The 12,537-nt window shown below is 63.3% G+C and carries 13 protein-coding genes; 6 read left to right on the top strand and 7 right to left on the bottom strand.

Annotated elements, in window-relative coordinates; genetic code table 11:
- Positions 1 to 51 precede the first annotated feature (51 nt).
- Together araG and araH are read left to right on the top strand one after the other, a co-directional pair.
- The gene (gene araG / locus QFZ94_RS30645) at positions 52 to 1,611 is read left to right on the top strand and encodes an L-arabinose ABC transporter ATP-binding protein AraG (protein WP_368584827.1); all 1,560 of its coding nucleotides are present in this window, start codon (positions 52 to 54) and stop codon (positions 1,609 to 1,611) included.
- Positions 1,612 to 1,684: 73 nt separating this feature from the next.
- Complete coding sequence (araH, locus tag QFZ94_RS30650) at positions 1,685 to 2,689, top strand: L-arabinose ABC transporter permease AraH (protein ID WP_429461503.1); 1,005 nt, start codon at positions 1,685 to 1,687, stop codon at positions 2,687 to 2,689.
- 255 nt (positions 2,690 to 2,944) lie between these two features.
- Here araH and sap1 read toward each other — a convergent pair whose 3' ends face one another.
- Positions 2,945 to 3,283: a surface attachment protein Sap1 gene (gene sap1 / locus QFZ94_RS30655; protein WP_013091020.1), complete on the bottom strand. Its 339-nt coding sequence runs from the start codon at positions 3,281 to 3,283 to the stop codon at positions 2,945 to 2,947.
- Positions 3,284 to 3,776: 493 nt separating this feature from the next.
- On the opposite strand from sap1, the gene QFZ94_RS30660 reads away from it, so the two are divergent.
- Entirely contained in the window at positions 3,777 to 3,956 is a 180-nt protein-coding gene (locus tag QFZ94_RS30660) for a hypothetical protein (RefSeq protein ID WP_176109876.1), read from the top strand.
- A 200-nt stretch (positions 3,957 to 4,156) separates the two neighbouring features.
- Here QFZ94_RS30660 and QFZ94_RS30665 read toward each other — a convergent pair whose 3' ends face one another.
- Both QFZ94_RS30665 and QFZ94_RS30670 read right to left on the bottom strand, forming a co-directional pair.
- Positions 4,157 to 4,582, bottom strand: coding sequence for an HIT family protein (locus QFZ94_RS30665; protein ID WP_429461505.1), 426 nt, complete (start codon positions 4,580 to 4,582; stop codon positions 4,157 to 4,159).
- Positions 4,583 to 4,685: 103 nt separating this feature from the next.
- Positions 4,686 to 5,621 carry a GlxA family transcriptional regulator gene (locus QFZ94_RS30670; protein ID WP_429461507.1) on the bottom strand — a complete coding sequence of 312 codons (936 nt, stop codon included), beginning with the start codon at positions 5,619 to 5,621 and terminating at the stop codon, positions 4,686 to 4,688.
- Positions 5,622 to 5,797: 176 nt separating this feature from the next.
- On the opposite strand from QFZ94_RS30670, the gene QFZ94_RS30675 reads away from it, so the two are divergent.
- Positions 5,798 to 6,637 carry an SDR family NAD(P)-dependent oxidoreductase gene (locus QFZ94_RS30675; protein WP_429461509.1) on the top strand — a complete coding sequence of 280 codons (840 nt, stop codon included), beginning with the start codon at positions 5,798 to 5,800 and terminating at the stop codon, positions 6,635 to 6,637.
- 31 nt (positions 6,638 to 6,668) lie between these two features.
- Here QFZ94_RS30675 and QFZ94_RS30680 read toward each other — a convergent pair whose 3' ends face one another.
- Positions 6,669 to 7,622 carry a diguanylate cyclase gene (locus tag QFZ94_RS30680; RefSeq protein WP_429461511.1) on the bottom strand — a complete coding sequence of 318 codons (954 nt, stop codon included), beginning with the start codon at positions 7,620 to 7,622 and terminating at the stop codon, positions 6,669 to 6,671.
- Positions 7,623 to 8,052: 430 nt separating this feature from the next.
- Here QFZ94_RS30680 and QFZ94_RS30685 point away from each other — a divergent pair, with 430 nt between their 5' ends.
- Positions 8,053 to 8,382: an ecotin precursor gene (locus QFZ94_RS30685; RefSeq protein ID WP_429461513.1), complete on the top strand. Its 330-nt coding sequence runs from the start codon at positions 8,053 to 8,055 to the stop codon at positions 8,380 to 8,382.
- Positions 8,383 to 8,479: 97 nt separating this feature from the next.
- Here QFZ94_RS30685 and QFZ94_RS30690 read toward each other — a convergent pair whose 3' ends face one another.
- From QFZ94_RS30690 to mnmE, 3 genes are all read right to left on the bottom strand, one after another.
- Positions 8,480 to 8,641 (bottom strand): hypothetical protein, encoded by a 162-nt coding sequence (locus tag QFZ94_RS30690; RefSeq protein WP_176109870.1) that lies wholly within the window; start codon positions 8,639 to 8,641, stop codon positions 8,480 to 8,482.
- A 245-nt stretch (positions 8,642 to 8,886) separates the two neighbouring features.
- Positions 8,887 to 10,077: a tyrosine-type recombinase/integrase gene (locus tag QFZ94_RS30695; RefSeq protein WP_429461515.1), complete on the bottom strand. Its 1,191-nt coding sequence runs from the start codon at positions 10,075 to 10,077 to the stop codon at positions 8,887 to 8,889.
- Between the two features lie 187 nt (positions 10,078 to 10,264).
- The gene (gene mnmE / locus QFZ94_RS30700; RefSeq protein ID WP_429461517.1) at positions 10,265 to 11,659 is read right to left on the bottom strand and encodes a tRNA uridine-5-carboxymethylaminomethyl(34) synthesis GTPase MnmE; all 1,395 of its coding nucleotides are present in this window, start codon (positions 11,657 to 11,659) and stop codon (positions 10,265 to 10,267) included.
- A gap of 346 nt (positions 11,660 to 12,005) precedes the next feature.
- Here mnmE and QFZ94_RS30705 point away from each other — a divergent pair, with 346 nt between their 5' ends.
- The gene (locus tag QFZ94_RS30705; RefSeq protein WP_368584819.1) at positions 12,006 to 12,413 is read left to right on the top strand and encodes an XRE family transcriptional regulator; all 408 of its coding nucleotides are present in this window, start codon (positions 12,006 to 12,008) and stop codon (positions 12,411 to 12,413) included.
- The last annotated feature ends 124 nt before the right edge of the window (positions 12,414 to 12,537 follow it).

Here is a 12,537-nt window from a genome sequence, read left to right on the forward strand (position 1 = left end):
GTTTAGCGTGAGCGTGGCCCGCTCTGGTTCCATCCGTTCGAGGTTTTTCCGATGACGTCCTTATTCACCGGGTCTCATGCCGGCGACGCGGCGCTTGCGCCCTCGCCTGCAACGACGCCCGCATCCGACGCCCCCTATCTCCAGCTCGACGGCATCACCGTGCGTTTTCCGGGCGTGCTCGCGCTCGACCAGGTGTCGCTCGAAGTGCGCCGCGGCGAGGTGCACGGCCTGATGGGCGAAAACGGCGCCGGCAAGTCGACGCTGCTCAAGGTGCTGTCCGGCGTCAATCATCCTGAGTCGGGCACGCTGTCGCTCGACGGCGTCGAGCAGCAGTTCGCGACGACCAAGGCGGCGATCGCCGCGGGCATCGCGATCATCTACCAGGAATTGCATCTGGTGCCGGAGCTGACCGTCGCCGAGAACCTGATGCTCGGCGCGCTGCCGAATCGCTTCGGGGTTCTGGACGAAAAGGCCCTGGTCGCCCGCGCGATGCGCGAGCTTGAACGGCTCGGCGAAAAGCTCGATCCGTCGCAGCAGGTCAAGCATCTGTCGATCGGTCAGCGGCAGATGATCGAAATCGGCAAGGCGCTGATGCGCGACGCGCGCGTGATCGCGTTCGACGAACCGACCAGCTCGCTGTCGTCGCGCGAAACCACGCAACTGTTCCGCATCATCCGCGCGCTGAAGGCCGAAGGCCGCGCGATCATCTACGTCACGCACCGGATGGAGGAAGTCTACGAGCTGTGCGATCGCGTCACCGTGTTTCGCGACGGCCGCCGCATCGACACCTTCGAGGCCGGCGCGGGACTCGATCGCGATCGGCTGATCAGCTGCATGGTGGGCCGCTCGATCACCGATGTGTACGGCTATCGCGCGCGCGAGCACGGCGACGTGCAGCTTCAGGTCGACGGCCTGATGGGGCCGGGCCTGCGCGAACCGGCGTCGTTTTCGGCACGCAAGGGCGAAATCGTCGGCTTTTTTGGGCTGGTCGGTGCGGGCCGCTCCGAACTGATGAAGCTGATCTACGGCGCGGTCAAGCCCAGCGCCGGCGGGGTCGCGCTGAAGGGCAAGCGCGTGCAGTTCGCCACGCCGCGCGACGCGGTGCGCGCCGGTGTCGCGCTGTGTCCGGAGGATCGCAAGCAGGAAGGCATCGTGTCGATCGCGTCGGTGTCGGACAACCTGAACATCAGCTGCCGCCGCCACTTCAGCCGCTTCAACGTGCTCAACGGCCGCAAGGAAGCGCAGACCACGCGCGACTACATCGGCAAGCTCGCGATCAAGACCCGCAACGGCGACACGCCGATCGGCACGCTGTCCGGCGGCAATCAGCAGAAGGTGATCCTGTCGCGCTGGCTCGCCGAAGAGATCGACGTGTTCCTGATGGACGAGCCGACGCGCGGCATCGACGTCGGGGCGCGCAGCGAGATTTACGGGCTGTTGTATGGACTCGCCGAGGCGGGCCGCACGGTCATCGTCGTGTCGAGCGATCTCGCCGAAGTGATCGGTGTGACCGATCGCGTGATCGTGATGAAGGAAGGCCGCATCGTCGGCGATCTGCCGAAGGCGCAAGCCACGCCGGATGCGCTGATCAAGCTGGCGTTGCCCCGCTGATCCGCCAACGGCTCTCGCCACCAGACCTCTTATCGAATACCGCAACGAAACGGCATTGAATGGAACACACATCATGAGCATACCTTCCACCGATTCCTCGACCCCCGCCGTCGCCTCCGCCGGGTTGACCGCGCGGGCCGCACGCACCTGGGACCTGATCAACAAATCCGGCATCGTGATGGTGTTCATCATCCTGTTCGCGGTGCTGTCGTTCACGGTCCCCGGCTTTCTGAGCTCGCGCAATATCCAGGGCCTGCTGCTGTCGGTCACGCTGATCGGCTCGATCTCCGTCACGATGATGTTCGTGCTCGCGCTCGGCGAGGTGGACTTGTCGGTGGCGTCGATCGTCGCGTTTTCGGGCGTGGTGGCTTCCGTGCTGATCACCGCCACGCATAGCGTGTTCATCGGAGTCGCGGCCGGCGTGCTTGCGGGCGGCGCGGTCGGGCTCGTCAACGGCACGCTGGTCGCGCGCTACAAGATCAACTCGCTGATCGTCACGCTCGCGATGATGGAGGTCGTGCGCGGCCTCGCCTACATCACGTCGAACGGCGACGCGGTGATGATCTCCGAGGAGCGCTTTTTCGATCTCGGCGGCGGTTCGTTCCTCGGCATTTCTTATCCGATCTGGAGCAACATCATCGGCTTCGTGCTGTTCGGCTTCCTGCTGAAACAGACCGTCTTCGGCAAGAACGTGCTGGCCGTCGGCGGCAATAGCGAAGCGGCCGTGCTCGCGGGGCTGCCCGTCACGCGGATCAAGATCACCGTATTCGTGCTGCAAGGTCTCGTGACCGGCTTCGCGGGCGTGATGCTCGCGTCGCGCATGAGCCTCGGCGATCCGAAGACGTCGGTCGGGCTCGAACTCGGCGTCATTTCGGCTTGCGTGCTCGGCGGCGTGTCGCTGACGGGCGGTGTCGCGACGATCTCCGGCGTGCTGGTCGGCGTGCTGATCATGGGTTCGGTACAGGACGCGATGAGCCTGCTCAACGTGCCGACGTTCTATCAGTACCTGATCCGCGGTGGCATCCTGCTGCTCGCGGTGCTGTTCGACCAGTTCCGCCGCAGCAAGCGCGTGCACTGACGCGCCGCTGCACCAGGCCGGTTTCCTGCGCTTTGCGAGAAGGCGTACTGCCGATGCGGGTCGATAAAACCCGCATCGGCTTTTTTTAATGCACGTGAAGTCCGGCCTGCATGAAAAGCAATAAAAAAAACGGCTTGGCATCTGAATGCCCAAGCCGTCCTTTTTTAGCTCACGCGTTCACGCCTGCGACTTTAAAGCCGCAGTGGAGACGCGTGCGACCGTATTCCGGCTTTTGCCGGAATACCGGTGTTGTACTTATTGCTTGATAAATCGGTCGTTGGCCCAGAGCCCCTCGGTGTCGCTATTGGCCGCATTCACGAACTCGACGTCGTGGCCGACCACGCGCACCACGCGGAAACTCGAGTCCGTCGGTGTTGATACGCATTGATATCCGGAGAAGAATTCCTGCATCTGCTGTTGCTCACCAGCTTGCGCATGGTGATCGACGGCATCGAGCTTGTCCTTCGATACGCAGCCATACGCATTGGCCTTGAACTGGATCGTTTGCTGCGGCTTGATCACGACGTCTTGCGCCTGAACGCTAGCGGCAGCCAAACCCGCGATGGCGAAAACAACGGCAATTCGAGTTTTCATTTATTCCTCCGGGGCGGGTCGAAAAAATACTCGGTTAGCTATGTATTTAACTTTAACGGTGGACCCACAGCTAGCACTCTAGGAGAAGCTATAAGAACGACAAGCACATCTTGTGTGCGGTCGCAACAGTGGCTAATTGTCGCACCCGCTGTCATGGCTGATTAGAGCTTGCGCAGACGCCTGATCAAATGACAATGAAACGAATCACTAAAAATCCAACTCGCTCAGCGCTTTAGCTGGTAAAGCTTTGCGCCCGCATTCGCGTAAACGCGTAGCGCCAATTAAGCGCTCTAATACAATTTAATCAACGAGTTTGTGCGTCGCACACAAAGTCATTCGGCGGGCAAAAGCCGCTAAGTGCAATAACGCGGCAGGTGCAGAAAACAAATGGTGCCAGCCGTCTCTCGCGCGCTTTCGTGAAGGGCCTGCAACGGCTTGCGGGTATAGGCGCTGCTCTACAATTGAAACAAATCTCCCGCACCTGGAGGCTATCGTGAACGAGCACGTAATACTCGGGATTTTTCTGGTCGTTCCGCTGCTGATCGTGATGTTTCTTTTTTCCGACGAACTGTGGCAGGAGCATCGCGACCTGCACGACGGGCGGCCGTTGTCACCGCGTCCCCGGCGTATCGACTGGCGGCATCCGCTGCGCCGTTCTCGCGATCGGCTCTGAGATTGCGAGCGGACCATAAAGAAAAAAGCCTGCCACAAGGGCAGGCTGAAAAAAGAGATCCACACTCAATGTCTTGAACACAAGGCAATAGCAGTCTAGTCGCGACTCATCAGTCGGTGGTTTCGACGGTTTTTACAGTTGTTACCGCACGTGACCGTCACGCCTGGCGCGGCAATGTGTGCGGGCCCGCGCGTCGCGCTTCAATGGGCGCGCCAGTGCGCGCGAATCCGTTTGGCGAGCGCTTCAAGCGTGTCGGCGTCGGCGACCTCGCGCGCATGCAGCTTCAGCGGCTGGCCTTCCCAGCGCGGAATCACATGGAAATGCACATGCGGCACCGTCTGTCCCGCCGCCGCACCGTTGAACTGGCCGATGAACACGCCGTCAGGACGCAGTGCCGCGCGCACCGCAATCGCGAGCTTTTGCGCCATGCGCGCCGACGCGACGAGCGCCTCATCCGACAGATCGAAAATCTCCGCGACCGCTTCCTTCGGCACGACGAGCAGATGACCGTCGGCCTGCGGTATCAAGTCCATGAAAGCCAGCGCCTGGTCGTTTTCGGCCACCTTGATGCACGGTAGTTCGCCGCGCAAGATTTTGGCGAACGGGTTGCTGTCGTTGTAGTTCATCGCGTTTCCTTTCGTTTGGTCTGGTTTCGATTCATGGGTCGAGCGGCACGCTGCTGTTTCGCGCAGTTTCGCATCGCGGGCTTCCTATTTTCTACCCGAATGCTCACGGCACGCGTGCGGCGCGCCGGATTGCTTGAGGCGGCTGGCCGAACGCGCGCAAAAACGCGCGCCGCATCCGCTCGGGGTCGATGAAGCCAGTGTCGGCTGCGACCGTTTCGATCGAATGACGGCCGGTTTCGAGCATCGTGCGGGCTGCTTCGACGCGCAGCGCCTCGATTGCACGAGCCGGCGACTGGCGCGTCTCGTCGCGAAACGCGCGGCTGAACTGGCGCGGGCTCAGATGCGCGACCTCGGCGAGCTGCTCGACGCTCAGCGGCTCGCGCAAATGACTCTTCGCATACGACAGCGCGTTCTGGATCCGATCCGACTTCGGTTCGAGATCCAGCATCGCCGAGTACTGCGATTGCCCGCCGGTGCGGCGGTGATAGACGACGAGCTTTTTCGCGATCGCGCGCGACACCGAGGCGCCGAGGTCGTTCTCGACCAGCGCGAGGCACAGATCGATGCACGCGGTCATGCCGGCCGACGTCCACACCGAGCCGTCGACGATGAAGATGCGGTCCTCGTCGACCCGCGCGCGCGGAAAGCGCCGCTGCAGATCGCGGGCATGCGCCCAGTGTGTGGTCGCGTGGCGGCCGTCCAGGATGCCCGCTTCGGCAAGCACGAACGCGCCCGTGCAGATGCTCGCGGTGCGGCGAGAGGCGGCGAGGGCGTCGTTCAGAAACGCGAGCAGCCCCGGCGACGACGGCGCGATCTGCATCGCGCCGGTGACGATCACCGTGTCGTAGGCGGGATCGCCGAACGGCCGGGTCGCGACCTCGACCCCCGCCGAACTGCGCACCATGCCGCCGTGCTCGGAGATCACCGTGACGTCGTACGGGGGCTCGTCGGCGTCCTGATTGGCGAGTTCGAAAATCGATACCGCGATCATGTCGAGGATCTGGAAGCCCGGAAACACCACTACGCCGATGCGCTTCATTTTGCGATGTCCTGAAACGAGGGAAATACGACGTTTGAGACAAAACGGTACGCGCCTAAACTCAGCTCGTCAACACCGCCGCATCAGCGCGAAGGCCGCGAGAGGGCGAGTTCACGGATGTTCCCATTCACCAGTCAGGGCGGTCGCATCGTGCGCAGCCCGCAAGGAGAGTTTCAATGGCAACACAGGCAGAGAAGGGCGTACAACGCGATTCGAACGAAGGCAAGGGCACGGCGGTGATCACTGGCGCATCGTCGGGGATCGGTGCGGTCTATGCGGACCGGCTCGCACGACGCGGCTACGATCTGCTGCTGATTGCGCGCGACGGCGCGCGCCTCAGCAGCGTCGCCGAGCGGCTGACGAAGGAGACCGGCCGGCGCGTGAGCACCGTCAGCGCCGATCTGACCGACAAGGCCGACGTGCGCCGCATCGAGAATCAATTGCGCGCCGAGCGAGGCATCACGATGCTGGTCAACAACGCGGGCATCGGCGCGACCGCGACGCTGCTCGACTCCGACATCGATGAACTCGAGAAGATGATCGACCTGAACGTGACCTCGCTCACGCGCCTGACGGCGGCCGTGTTGCCGGGTTTCATCGCGCGTGGCGCGGGCACGGTGATCAATATCTCGTCGATCGTCGCGCTTTCGCCGGAATTGCTGAACGGCACCTATAGCGGCACCAAGGCGTACGTGCTGAATCTCACGCAGTCGCTGCATCACGAGGTGGGCGGCAAGGGCGTGCGGCTGCAGGCGGTGCTGCCGGGCGCGACGAGCACCGCGTTCTGGGATCGCGCAGGTCTCGCGGTCGAGAACCTGCCTGCGGAGATCGTAATGAGCGCCGAGGACATGGTCGACGCGGCGCTGGCCGGTCTCGACCAGGGCGAGCTGGTGACGATCCCGTCGTTGCCCGATGCCGCCGACTGGGAGCGTCTGAACAACGCGCGCTTGCATCTGCAGCCGAATCTGTCGCACAGCGCGCCGGCCGAGCGCTATACGCGCGCCGTGGCGGCGTGAAATAGAGGGTGGGGGAAGGGCGGCGCCCGACTCAGCCGCTCACCGCCACCTGATTCTTGCCGTCGTGTTTCGCGCGATGCAGGCCGACACCGGCGGCCTCGATCAGCGTCGTGACCGGCTCGGCCGCCGACGGCACCACCATCGCCGCGCCGATGCTGATCGTGACGACGCCCTCTGCCGAGCCCGCATGGGTGATCGCGAGATCTTCGACCGCAATGCGAATTTTTTCCGCGAGCAGGCGCAAGCCGCCCGCCGACGTGCCCGGCACGACCACCGCGAACTCCTCGCCGCCGAAGCGGGCGGCGAGATCCGGTGAATGGCCGAGGCACGCCTCGATCTTATGCGCGACGCTCTTCAGCGCTTCGTCGCCGGCGACGTGCCCGTAGGTGTCGTTATAGGCCTTGAAGTGATCGACATCGATGATCAGGAGGCCGAGGCCGGTCTTGTCGCGCGCGCCGCGGCGCCATTCGTCGGCCAGATGCTGGTCCAGGTAGCGGCGGTTCGACAGGCCGGTCAGACCGTCCGAATGCGTGCGCCGCTGCAATTCCAGCTTCGTCGCCAGCAGTTGCTGCTGTGACTGCCGCAGCGCGCGGTACGCCTCGTCGCGTTGCAGCAGGTTCAGATAAGAGCGCGAGTGATAGCGGATGCGCGCGATCAGCTCGATGCGATCCGGCAGCTTCACGAGGTAATCGTTCGAGCCGGCCGCGAACGCCGCGCTTTTGACGAGCGGCTCTTCCCTGGTCGACAGCGCGATGATCGGGATGTCGCGCGTGGCCGGGTTCAACCGATATTGCCGGACCAGCGTCAGACCGTCGGCGCCCGGCATCGCGAGATCTTGCAGGATCACCGTCGCGCGCTTGTCTTCGGCGCAGCGCACCGCGTCTTCCCATGACGCGCAGTAGTGAAAGTCGACGCCCGGTTCATCGGCGAGCGCCTCGCGCACCCCGTCTGCGATGACCGCCTGGTCATCGACCAGCAGAACCATGATCGGGCACTCGGCCGCCGGCGGGTCGGCGAGGCGCGAACGAGTCGTCGATGGCGAGATTGGGCGGACCCTCCGCGACGAGCGCGTGTGCCTGCGTCTGTGCTTCGTCTGCGGGATGCAGCGTTGCGACGTTCTGGGGCAGTTTAGAGGTGTCCATGTAGTTCAGCCCGAATGAAGGTCAGGAAAGGCCGGTCAGGTTGCGCTGAGGCGGGGCGCTCCTTGAGCAGTGCCATTGGTCAGATAATAGTCGGCGCCCGCGACAAGACCAGCGCGGCAATCGTCCGCGCTGTCGCCGCGCGATCCCATGCGCAGGCGGAAGCATCCGACGTTATGCGCCTGTTACAGAGTTAATGTCCCGTTACCAACTGCAGCATCTATTTCCGCCCGCGCCAGCGACAATTCGTCCATGCCTGAACGGCGGGAGGTCAATATGAAAAAGATCGCAGTGGCGTTGGTAATGGCGGGTAGTTTGACGGTCGCGGGCCAGGCGTCCGCGCACGGACACGGCGGCGACGTGGTGGGTGCGCTGATCGGCGGCGCGGTGCTGGGTGCGGTGGTCAGTTCGGTGTTGACGCCGGCGCCGGTGGTCGCGTATCCGCAGCCGGTTTATGCCGAGCCCGCGTATCTGCCCGCGCCGGCCTACGTGGCACCGCCGCCCGGGTATTGCTATGACCAGTATCAGCGCGCCTATGTCGCGTGCGGCGCACCGCCGCCCGGACAGTACGGCTACGCACAGCCGCAACCCGAGCCGCAGTGGTGAACGCGGCATGGCTCTGATGCGCGGATGATCCAGCCTGGCAACGCGCAGACAAAAAGGCCGTCGCTCGATGCGACGGCCTTTTCCATTGAGGCACGCCTTAGTGCTTGTGATGTAGCCACTCCGCGTAATGCGTGTCGAGCCAGCGCTCGAGCTTGGGCGGTTTGGACGGGTCGCGGTGACGCGACATCATCCAGATGGCAAAGCCGACCACCAGCATGACGGCAGGCCCCATCAGATAGGCGAGCATTGATTCAGGCATCGAAACCTCCGTATCTGCTTGCATCCATCTCTCAGTGTAGGCGAAGGAAGCGGGGAAAGAACGATGATGTGAGACGGTCACGAGGAGCGGATAAAGGCGCATTTTCGCGCGCTTTAGAAACCTTATTTTTTAATGATTTTCCCTTGTTTGACCAGCTTTGGGACAAGGTCGAATCGGCCTGTGTACCATCCCGATTCCGCCATGGCAGCAAGCGTCAGATCACGCCAAAACCCATGACGATGCCGTCAAGCCGTGCCGTTCGCAGTCTGCCGTGCGATTTCCATCTGGCTATCGACAAAGTCCGCCCAACTCTGAAGCATGCGACTGTCCCGCGCTGCTTCATCGGTTGCTTCACGATTCGTGATGTCGCGTGCCGCGGCCGATTGCTGCTCCATGTCACGCAGATGCGTCGACGCGGTGCGACGAAAGTCGTGCAGCACGAAATGCTCCACCTCGAGCCCCAATGCCTTGACCGCCTGGTTCAGCGTGCTTTTCGCGATCGGCCGATCGTCGCCCCTGACGCTCGGGAACACGAACGTCTCGCTGGTGCGCGCGCGCTGCAGCTCGCGCAAAAGCGCAACCGCCTGACGCGGCAGACGTAGGATGCGGTCCTCGCGCGCGTTCAGGCGGGCAGCGGGGATCGTCCATAGCGCGTTGTCGAGATCGAACTCCGCCCATGTCGATTCGACGAGGTCCGATTTGCGCGCCATCGTCAGCACCAGCAGGTGCAGCGCTAGCTTCAGCGGGCGGCGGATATTCGACGTGTCGATGGTGCGCAGCATGACACCGATCTCGGCGCCGGACAGCACGCGGGTGCGGCTGTCGAAGGTCGCGATCGAGCGCGCCGGCGCCACTTCGGCGGGGTTGCGGGTCGCGAGCTGACGCGCGATCAGGTATGCATACAGGCGCTTCACGACGTTGCGCGTGTGCAGCGCCATTTTCGGCGCGCCGCGGCTTTTGATGCGCTCGCAGATCGCGACGATGTCGTCGGCGGTGACCGCGCCGATCGGCTTGTGGCCGAGCGCGGGAAGCACGTCCTTGTCGAGCGCGCGCCGCGTGGTACGGCGATATTCGTCGGACTTGCCGGCCAGCGCCGTCGAGACATAAAGCTCCGCCGCTTCGCGCAGCACGTCGGCCTTGCTCTCGGCACCTCGATCGCGCCGCGCGGTCGCCACCGGCGAGATGCCCTGCGCGACGAGTGCCGCGTACCTCTGGGCCTTCGCGCGCGCGACGCGCAGCGAAATCATCCGGTAGTCGCCGATCGTCGCGAGCGGCTGACGCTTGCCGTTCAACGTATAGCGGAAGCGCCAGACCTTGGTGCCGGTCGTCATGACTTCGATCACGAGACCGTTGCCGTCGGCGACGCAGTAGCGGGTCGCGCGCGGTTCGAGCGCGCGGATCTCGGATTCGGTGAGCGGAGTGGCGAGGCGGGGCATGCTTTCGGAACGCTGTACGTCGTTTAGGTTCGGACAGCCGAGATTTTAAGACTTTTGCCCCGGCTGTGTACCAAAAATTTGCCGGGTTTTTGGTCGACAGAGTGCGTTTTCGATTGCGTGGCAGCAGCGGCTTTTCGACCGCGGACGTTATATCAGAACGGAACAGCGCTGGCGAGCGTGTTAGGCGTTACTTGCCGATACAGAATCGGCTGAAAATCACTCCGAGCAGATCGTCCGAACTGAACTCACCCGTGATCGAATTCAACTGATCTTGCGCGAGCCGCAACTCCTCGGCGAACAGATCGAGCGCCTGCGCGTTCTGCTCCGCATGCGCGGCGGCGGTCGCCAGATGTTCGTCGGCCGCACGCAATGCAATCAGATGCCGCTCGCGCGCGAGATAGACGTTCTCCGCGCCCGCCTGCCAGCCGGCAATCCGCAGCAGTTCGTCGCGCAACAATGAGACGCCGTCCCCCTTCTTCGCCGACAGCCGCACCTCGCTGAGTTCGAGATCGGCGTCGAGCGCCTGCGTCGCGGGCGCGAGCCCGGTCAGGTCGGTCTTGTTCAGCACGCGCACGACCGGCACGCCGCGCGGAAAGCGTGCGGCGATCGTTTCGTCGTCGGTCGTCATGCCGGCGCGCGCGTCGAGCAGATGCAGCACCACGTCCGCGCGCTCGATCTCGCCCCACGTGCGCTCGATGCCGATCTTCTCGACCTCGTCCTCGGTGTCGCGCAGGCCGGCCGTATCGATCACGTGGAGCGGGATGCCTTCGATCTGGATCGTCTGCGCGACCTTGTCGCGGGTCGTGCCGGCGATCGGCGTGACGATCGCGAGTTCGGCACCAGCGAGCGCATTCAGCAGCGACGATTTGCCGACGTTCGGCTGCCCAGCCAGCACGACCGACAGACCCTCGCGCAACAACGCCCCTTGGCGCGCCTCACTCAGCACATGCGCGAGACGTTCGCGAATGCGCGCGAGCTTGCCGCGCGCGTCTGCGGCTTCGAGGAAGTCGATTTCCTCTTCCGGGAAGTCGAGCGTTGCTTCGACCAGCATCCGCAGCGTGATCACTTCTTCGACCAGCGCGTGGATATCGCGCGAGAACGCGCCGTCGAGCGAGCGGCCGGCCGAACGCGCGGCGGCCTCGGTGCTCGCCTCGATCAGATCGGCGACGGCTTCGGCCTGCGCGAGGTCGAGCTTGTCGTTCAGAAACGCGCGGCGCGTGAATTCGCCGGGCTCGGCGAGCCGCAGACCGAACGCGCGGCCGGCGTCGATGCAGCGCTGCAGGACCAATTGCAGCACGACCGGGCCGCCATGGCCCTGCAGTTCGAGCACGTGCTCGCCGGTGTACGAATGCGGCGCCGGAAAGTACAGCGCGATGCCGCGATCGAGCGGATTGCCGCTCGCGTCGAGAAACGGCACGTAGCTCGCGTGACGCGCCTCGAGCATCTGGCCGGTGAGCGCCTGCATCAATGGCTGGGCCGCCGCCGCGCCGGCGCGGCCGAACGAAATCCGCACGACGCCGATACCTCCCCGGCCGGATGCGGTAGCAATGGCAACGATGGGATCGGAGTCGGTCGTGAGCATGTGAAGTCGGCGAAACGGGAGGGGAAGGGCAGGGCCGCGTTGGTCGAGTCGGCGCGAGGCATTGTAACGCGCGCGCTACGGACGAAAGGGTGCATTCCTATCGTGTAAACATCTCGGATTTATCCCAAGTAAGCTAGGATTATTATCGCGCTACTTAAGAATAATTGAGACTTGGCAGCACCTGCAGTTCAGGCAAAGCCAAGCCAGGCAATAAAGAGATGAAAAAAATCGAATTCGCGCAACGCTTTATCTGGCGCACGCTGCAAGCTAAAACTATCTCAAATAAGAGAAAACAAAGCTTGGTCGGTTGTCAACTGGTTGAACGCTGAATTGCACAATCTGGCCCATGCCGACCGACAAAGAAAAAGCCGCCTTCGCCAAGAGGCTGAAGGATCTGCTCGAGCCGCTGAAAATTCGCGGCGGGACCAAACTCGCCGAGCAGTTCAATCTTCGCTATCACGGCGAGCGTCCCGTGACACCTCAGACCGCGCACAAATGGCTGACGGGTACGACGATTCCGAAGCCGGACAAGTTGCGCACGCTCGCCGAATGGTTGAACGTCAACGAGCACTGGCTCCATTACGGACCGCCGCCCGGCGCCAGCGCACGACCGATGGCACGTGGCGAAAAATATCCGCCGACACCGGAAACGATCGAACTCGCTTCGAAGATCGCATCGTTGACCCCGAAGGATCGGAATCTGGTCGAGGAAATGATCGTGCGTTTTTACGGCGAAGATTCCGACGAGGAGTGAACGTCGAAACGTAGGCGCAGCCGCCGCCCGTCGCATTTTCTTCGACCGCACCATGAAAAAAGCCGCCCGGTTCGCACCGGGCGGCTTTTCGTTTTCGCTTTGCGTCACGGCGGCCATGCGGAGC

Source organism: Paraburkholderia sp. JPY465 (assembly GCF_050436725.1).
Taxonomy (GTDB): Bacteria; Pseudomonadota; Gammaproteobacteria; order Burkholderiales; family Burkholderiaceae; genus Paraburkholderia; species Paraburkholderia youngii.

Bases quoted from the DNA above. Each gene is read 5' to 3' on its own strand.
- araG (WP_368584827.1), top strand. From the start codon at position 52: ATGACGTCCTTATTCACCGGGTCTCATGCCGGCGACGCGGCGCTTGCG.
- araH (WP_429461503.1), top strand. From the start codon at position 1,685: ATGAGCATACCTTCCACCGATTCCTCGACCCCCGCCGTCGCCTCCGCC.
- sap1 (WP_013091020.1), bottom strand. From the start codon at position 3,283: ATGAAAACTCGAATTGCCGTTGTTTTCGCCATCGCGGGTTTGGCTGCC.
- QFZ94_RS30665 (WP_429461505.1), bottom strand. From the start codon at position 4,582: ATGAACTACAACGACAGCAACCCGTTCGCCAAAATCTTGCGCGGCGAA.
- QFZ94_RS30670 (WP_429461507.1), bottom strand. From the start codon at position 5,621: ATGAAGCGCATCGGCGTAGTGGTGTTTCCGGGCTTCCAGATCCTCGAC.
- QFZ94_RS30675 (WP_429461509.1), top strand. From the start codon at position 5,798: ATGGCAACACAGGCAGAGAAGGGCGTACAACGCGATTCGAACGAAGGC.
- QFZ94_RS30680 (WP_429461511.1), bottom strand. From the start codon at position 7,622: ATGGTTCTGCTGGTCGATGACCAGGCGGTCATCGCAGACGGGGTGCGC.
- QFZ94_RS30685 (WP_429461513.1), top strand. From the start codon at position 8,053: ATGAAAAAGATCGCAGTGGCGTTGGTAATGGCGGGTAGTTTGACGGTC.
- QFZ94_RS30690 (WP_176109870.1), bottom strand. From the start codon at position 8,641: ATGCCTGAATCAATGCTCGCCTATCTGATGGGGCCTGCCGTCATGCTG.
- QFZ94_RS30695 (WP_429461515.1), bottom strand. From the start codon at position 10,077: ATGCCCCGCCTCGCCACTCCGCTCACCGAATCCGAGATCCGCGCGCTC.
- mnmE (WP_429461517.1), bottom strand. From the start codon at position 11,659: ATGCTCACGACCGACTCCGATCCCATCGTTGCCATTGCTACCGCATCC.
- QFZ94_RS30705 (WP_368584819.1), top strand. From the start codon at position 12,006: ATGCCGACCGACAAAGAAAAAGCCGCCTTCGCCAAGAGGCTGAAGGAT.